The organism is Streptomyces sp. NBC_01381 (assembly GCF_026340305.1).
Lineage (GTDB): Bacteria > Actinomycetota > Actinomycetes > Streptomycetales > Streptomycetaceae > Streptomyces.
Window position 1 is genome coordinate 184,061 of the sequence record NZ_JAPEPI010000005.1, and the last position, 6,090, is coordinate 190,150.

Annotated in this window: 6 protein-coding genes; 5 read left to right on the top strand and 1 reads right to left on the bottom strand. The window is 67.7% G+C overall.

Annotated elements, in window-relative coordinates:
* Positions 1-33 precede the first annotated feature (33 nt).
* Complete coding sequence (locus OG453_RS44335) at positions 34-966, top strand: immunity 49 family protein (RefSeq protein ID WP_266874501.1); 933 nt, start codon at positions 34-36, stop codon at positions 964-966.
* A gap of 558 nt (positions 967-1,524) precedes the next feature.
* Entirely contained in the window at positions 1,525-2,127 is a 603-nt protein-coding gene (locus tag OG453_RS44340; RefSeq protein ID WP_266874502.1) for a hypothetical protein, read from the top strand.
* A gap of 36 nt (positions 2,128-2,163) precedes the next feature.
* Here OG453_RS44340 and OG453_RS44345 read toward each other — a convergent pair whose 3' ends face one another.
* Positions 2,164-3,615 (bottom strand): NF041680 family putative transposase, encoded by a 1,452-nt coding sequence (locus tag OG453_RS44345; protein WP_266874503.1) that lies wholly within the window; start codon positions 3,613-3,615, stop codon positions 2,164-2,166.
* 373 nt (positions 3,616-3,988) lie between these two features.
* Between OG453_RS44345 and OG453_RS44350 the strand changes: the two genes are divergently transcribed.
* From OG453_RS44350 to OG453_RS44360, 3 genes are read left to right on the top strand one after another with little or no spacing between them, the layout of a single operon-like run.
* The gene (locus tag OG453_RS44350; RefSeq protein ID WP_266874504.1) at positions 3,989-4,234 is read left to right on the top strand and encodes a hypothetical protein; all 246 of its coding nucleotides are present in this window, start codon (positions 3,989-3,991) and stop codon (positions 4,232-4,234) included.
* Positions 4,231-4,806 (top strand): RNA polymerase sigma factor, encoded by a 576-nt coding sequence (locus OG453_RS44355; RefSeq protein WP_266874505.1) that lies wholly within the window; start codon positions 4,231-4,233, stop codon positions 4,804-4,806. Before OG453_RS44350 ends, OG453_RS44355 begins: the two co-directional genes overlap by 4 nt.
* Positions 4,803-5,888: a hypothetical protein gene (locus OG453_RS44360; protein WP_266874506.1), complete on the top strand. Its 1,086-nt coding sequence runs from the start codon at positions 4,803-4,805 to the stop codon at positions 5,886-5,888. The genes OG453_RS44355 and OG453_RS44360 overlap by 4 nt, the downstream gene beginning before the upstream one ends.
* Positions 5,889-6,090 lie beyond the last annotated feature (202 nt).

Below are 6,090 nucleotides of genomic sequence, written 5' to 3' on the forward strand. Positions count from 1 at the left end.
GCGGTGTCAGTGGCGGCTGCCAGGATGAGGCTTATGACGATCAAGGACGTAGCCCGGCATGACGTGAGTGAGCAGCGGATCGAAGAGGCGCTGGAAGACATCTGGGGCCGGGCCTTCAGCCGCTGGCACACGATGCAATACGACTGCTACTCCGATGAGGAGTTGCAGGCCATGCGCGACGAGCTCCTCGACCACATAGCGGCCCGCACGGTGGCGGACCCCGAGCCCGGCACCGCCCCGTCACACATCGTCCTGCGCACCGCGGCCCAGTGCGCCCTGGGGCTTGTGGACCTCGGCTGTTATCCCAAGGGCGACCACGAGATCTCCTTCGCCCTCATTGACCGGAAACTCAGCAGCGAAGACACGGACTTCGGGGCCGTTGTAGAGCAGGTGGCCACTGCGAGGACCTGGCTGGACGCATTCACGTTGGCTGTGAGCAGCGGCATGATCTGGGAACGGGACTTGGCCATCGGGCTGCTGCTGCGCGGCGACATCGCGCCTGACATCCGCATTGGTGTGCCGCACTCGAAACTGGAATCGAAGTCGGACCCAGGCGAGCTGGCGGAGATGGACGCCTTGTGCGGCTACCTCACCCAGGCTGAAGGGCATCTTCCCCGCCACTGGCCGTCGGTAACGCTGTGCAGGCCGACTGCTGGCGAGCGCGCCGATGCACAGCGGCAGCTGAATGTGCTCGATACGCTGACGCCGGATCAGCAACTGCTGCGCGTGCTCGTGGAGGATGACCAGTCGGCGTTCGAACAAGCCCTGGCGCGTCGTCTTGTCCAGCATCGGGAGAGCACACCCCCCGACGCTGCGCCCCGAAGCCTGCTACCGCACAAGACCATCGCCCTGGCCGCGCTGGCAGTCCAGGTACACGACTGGGTCCTGCGCATCCAATCCGCCTACCTTCCCCAGACCTTGCTGAGTGCCCCGGAAGGAGCGCCGTCAGTGACACCCCATCTCTGAGAACCGATCCCTGAACCTCAAAGCTCGGTCAGGCTTTCGCCCGGGCAGAGCGTCGGCCGCGGCCCGCGCGATGTCGGGGTCCGCCAGGATCGCGGAGGTCACATCGTCCGCAGTTGGCTTCGCCAACCGGCCGGGCACGGGGCGGCACACGCGGCGGCGACGAACGCCGCGGCGGTCGGACGGCTGCGCCACGTCGTACCGGCGAGGGGGGCGAGGGCCCAGCAGCGCATGGGCATCATCGCCGACGGGCAGCACCTCGACCCCCCTGCCCCAGACGGCGCTGGCGTAGCAGCAGGCCCCGATCGTCGAGCGTCCCTGGGACGCCTACATCGGCGGCTGCCTTGGCATGGTCGCCCTGGTGATAGTCACCGTGATCGTCATGGCCCTGCTCTTCGGAGTTGTGATCCTGGCCGCCGGTCGTCTACCAGCGCGAACGCAACTGATCGCGCGGATGGCCTTTTCCGCGGGTCCGTTCGTAACAGAGCGCGACAACACTCCGGACAGGCTGCCTCTTCAGCGCTATGCTCCCGCCCTCGCACCACTCAGGGGGCTTTGCCCATGCGTATCCGGACCCTCGCCGCGGTTCTCGCGGCCTTCACGCTACCTTTGACCGCTTGTGGCGGCAGCTCTGATCCTAAGGAACCCGAACCGGCGGACAAACCGGCCGCCTCGCAGGGCGTCGACTGCGAGGACGAGAACCTCAGCCAGGAAGAGTGGATCGACAACTGCCAGCCCGACCCGCCGGACACCGACCTCAAACTCGGCGAGTCCTACACGTGGACGGACGGCGTCAAGACCACCGTCACGAAGATCGAGCGCATCACCGGTCCCTACCAGCAGGGCGACACCAAACCCTCGGCCAAGGAGACCCTGTTCCGCGTGCACATCGCCTTCAGTAACGGCGCCGACATCCCGGTGAAGCTCGACGAGTTCAGCACGGTCATCGACGGCGCCATCAACGGAGGCGAGGCCGCGATGGGCACGTATCAGGCCGGCGAGGAGCCGATCGCCGGACGGCTCGCACCGGGGGCTAAGGCGACCAAGACAGACGAGAACATCATCGAGAAGCGTTACGGCGACAAGGTCGTGGTCACCATCCAGCGAGGCATGGAGGTCGACGAGCCCAGCGGGTACCCGGAGTTCACGGGGGCGATCAGTTGACCGAGATGGCCATGCGCCGCTGAGTAAGCTTGTTCCTTATCCTCGGCGGTCACGTTCGGTGAGGGTTGCGGGGCGTTTGAGGGTCTTGCCGACGTCGTAGCGGGTGGCGGGGTGCCGGTTTCTGGTGCCGGATGGTCGTCCGGGGCCCGGGCGGCTGGGTTTCGGTGCGCGGGCCGGACACGCGAGGTGCGGACGGATGTGCCGGAACCCGCGCCGGACGCGCGTCGGTGTCAGCGTCCCGCCGGGACGCGTGGTCTTCTCCCAGGGTTTGCGCCGGTCGACCGCGAGCGGTGCGGCGAGGCGGAGTTGGGTGTGCGCGGCGATGACGAGCCAGGTCCAGCGGTCCGCCGCCTGCGGGTCCCGAAGCCGAGGCCGTGTCCAGCCGAGGGACTGCTTGAACAAGCGGAATGTGTGCTCCAGGTCGAATCTGCGCAGGTAGCAAGACCAGACGAAGTCGACGTCGTCCGGGGTGGCGCCGGCGGTCGAGGACCAGAGCCAGACCGGTGGCGCGTCCCGGTCGCCGGGCAGGTGATCGACGTTGAGCCGGATCAACGTGCCCTCGATGACGGGGAGTTCGCTGTCGTGGTCGATCCACGCGGATCGCTGCTGCAGCTTGGGGTGCAGTCGGTCCCAAGCGCGGGCCTCGGCCTTGCCGTAGCGGGCTGTGTCGTTCACCGTGACCACGGACGGCTCGGTCCAGGAGGCGGGCCTGGCCAGGCTGAACTCCTTGCCGTGCCGGGGCGGCCGCCCGCCCTGGGGATAGCACTGGGCGTACTCCTTGAGCGAGGGCGCAGGCCATCGCAGGACGCGGTCCGAACGCAGCCGCCCGACCAGTTCGACCGGCAGATCCCGCAGGACCCAGGCCAGGCGCATCACGTCGTAGCCCGCGTCCATCACGATCAGGACGTTCTGGTCGCCGCACTGCCACTGATCGGCTGCGACCAGACGCTCGACCACGGCCCGCAGCTGGCCGGCGGTGATGGCCGCGGCATCGTCCGTGGGCCCCAGCCGGACCGCGTCCAGGACCTGCGTCCACGAAGTGCGGTCCGGGGTGAGCACGGCAACGAACGAGTACGGCCAGCCTGGCACCACGTGGTCCGAGGAGCGGCCGTTGCGGCCGTGGACCAGGCAGAACAACCGCTCCGGTGAGCAGGCGGCGTCCGACCTCAGCCACGGCGAGACGTCCACCGTGAGCACGATCCACCCGTCGAACCGCGGAAGCGGCAGCGATATCAGCAGGTCACGCAGGGCGACGGTGTCGAACCGGCCATGGTTCAAGGCGCCGTACAGCGAGCCGTAACCGCGCTGGTGCTCAGCCAGCAGCGACAACTCCACCGGCGTCCGCGTCGGGCTGTCCGCACACAACAGCGCGTCGGTCAGCTCGAAGAACGCATCCGCCCGCGCAGACAGGCACCCGTAGAAGGCCGTCCGAAAGCGTGACAGTTCCGCGAGCGCCTCCCGCCCGTCGATCTGCGGCAACACACTCACGCCCCGGCCTTCCTGCTGAACTCCCGTACGCACTAGCGGAGTTCAGAATCGCGAGGAAGGCGGCCCCGCACCCTGCAATCACTCCAAAGAGTGATGATCCGGCCGGGGCGGGGTTAAGGAACAAGCTCAGAAGCTGTGTCACATCCCTTTGCGCTGGTCAGAGAGGTTGGACCGTTTCCCGGGTAGCAGGGTTCTGTCAGGTCAAGGGCCGACAGAGCTTCCGGGCCCCGCACGGGCATCGGCCCGCCCGGGAGCGCAAAGACCCGCGGTATCAATTGTCGGGCCCACGAGTTCACGATCATGAGGTCCTCACCCCCTTAACTCTTGCCCGGCCTCAAGGACGGGTCCGCAGTACGAGCAAGGGGGGATCCTGATGGACCCGGCCACGGCCGTCATCGTCTCGACCGTCATCGTCAAGGTCTGCACGCTGCTGGCACTCGGGATCCGCCTGCGCTGGCGGGCACGCCGTGAACAGCAGCGGCAGCGATACCTTCTCCACGTCACCGAGAAGGTGGTCCCGGGCGGCCACGTGGAGATCGATGACCGGGACAGCGACGGGCATCGTCTGCACGTGAAGATCACCCGCACTCCGGTTTCAGGGGAGGACCAGGCAGCGTGAGCACCCATGAGCCGGCGGACGGCGCCGACCGCTCTGCGGCCGTGCCCTCACCCCCGGGACCGCCCGGTCAACGCCACTGTGCCCGGCAGCAGACGGATGACGAGTTCTCCGCCTTCTACCGCGGGAACATCCGGCCCCTGACGGGCTTCCTGATTAACCACGGCGCCGTCGTTCACGTGGCCGCAGACATCGCCCAGGAGATCATGACTGATGCCTACCGGAACTGGGACCGCATCACCCACCCGAAGGCCTGGGTTCACAAGGCCGCCTCACGTGCGCTCGTGCGCAAAGTCGCTTCTGTTGAAGAACCCGTCGGCGACGTAGCCGAACCCACCTCCCTGGTGCCCCGCCCTGACGCCATCGCGGAATGGGAGGCTCAGCACGACGCGCTGCCCCTGCTACGCAGTCTGCCGATGAAGCAGAGCCAGGTCATGGCCTGGACACTGGCAGGCTTCACCCCCACGGACATCGCCGACCACCTCGGCCTGCCGGCCGAGAACGTACGCGCCAACCTGAAAAAGGCCCGCCGCACCGCAGCCGCCTACCTCAAGGCACGGGAGGGGGAACAGTGACCCGCCACTTCGAACACGACGACCACGACCAAGCCTCACATCACTGGCTCACCCAGCATCAGCACGCCTTGACCCACGCCCTCGACGATCTCCTTGACACCGAAGCGGGCCTGCGCGAAATCCTCCTCAACTCCCACCACGACACTGCCACAGACAACCTCGACACCGTCCTCGACACCGAAGCAGGCCTTGCCGCCATCCTCCCCACCCCCCCAACCCCGCCGGCTGACACACACGACACGCTGCCCCACCACACCGGCACAACGGAATTCCTCCGCGCGCTCAACCCCGCAGGCCGAATGGCCCTGCGCAACAATCCCCACGTCAAAGCAGCCAGCCAAGCCCTTGCCCGCACCCTCGACTCCATCCGCAACATCAACCGCGCCCGCCCCCTCGGCCTCGGCCTCGGCCTCGACCGCGCCCGCGACCTTGCCCGCGACCTCGCCCGCGACCTCGCCCGCGACCTCGACCACGATCTCGATCTCGCCCGCGCCCTCGATCTCGCCCTAGACCTCGATCTCGCCCTAGACCTCGACCTCGACCTCGACCACGCCCGCGACCTCACCTACGGCCTCACCCGCCTCGTCGACGCCCTAGACCTCGACCGCGCCCTCGACCTCGCCCGCGACCTCGCCCTAGACCTCGACCGCGCCCTAGACCGCGCCCTCGACCTCGATCTCGCCCTCGCCCTCGACCTCGACCTCGCCCTAGGCCGCGCCCGCGACCGCGCCCGCGACCTCACCCGCGCCCTCGAAATCGACCGCGCCCGCGGCCTCGACCTCATCGTCGCAGTTCGTACCGCCGAGGTAGGTCGGGCCATCGGCCTGGCACTCCGCCGGGAGCCCCTCGTGCTCGACAAGGATTCGCTGCACGCGCTCCTGGACGATTTCACCGCCACCGACCTGAGCAACGCTGACCTGACCGGCATTGACCTCAGCGGTGTCCGCTGGTCCGAACACACCACGCAGTGGCCGCCGGCTATCAACGTCGAAGACCTCAAGGCCCGATCGGACGAAACCCGGCCCGGCAGTGGTACCTGGATCGTCCGGTCCGGCACCGCGACCATCAGGGAACTCGCCTAACGGTGAGACGTACTGGAAGCGGGCGGCACCCCGGGGCAGGGACTTCACAGATGGCTTGAGCCCCGTTGGCGTGGCCGTCGTTCCAGGCCGGGTATCCCGTTCACCGAGACGTCGTCACGACGTTCTCCCGAACGGTACTGCCAGCGCCCCACCCAGCCTGATCGCTTTGACCTGTGCAAAGAGGATGTGACACAGCTTCTCA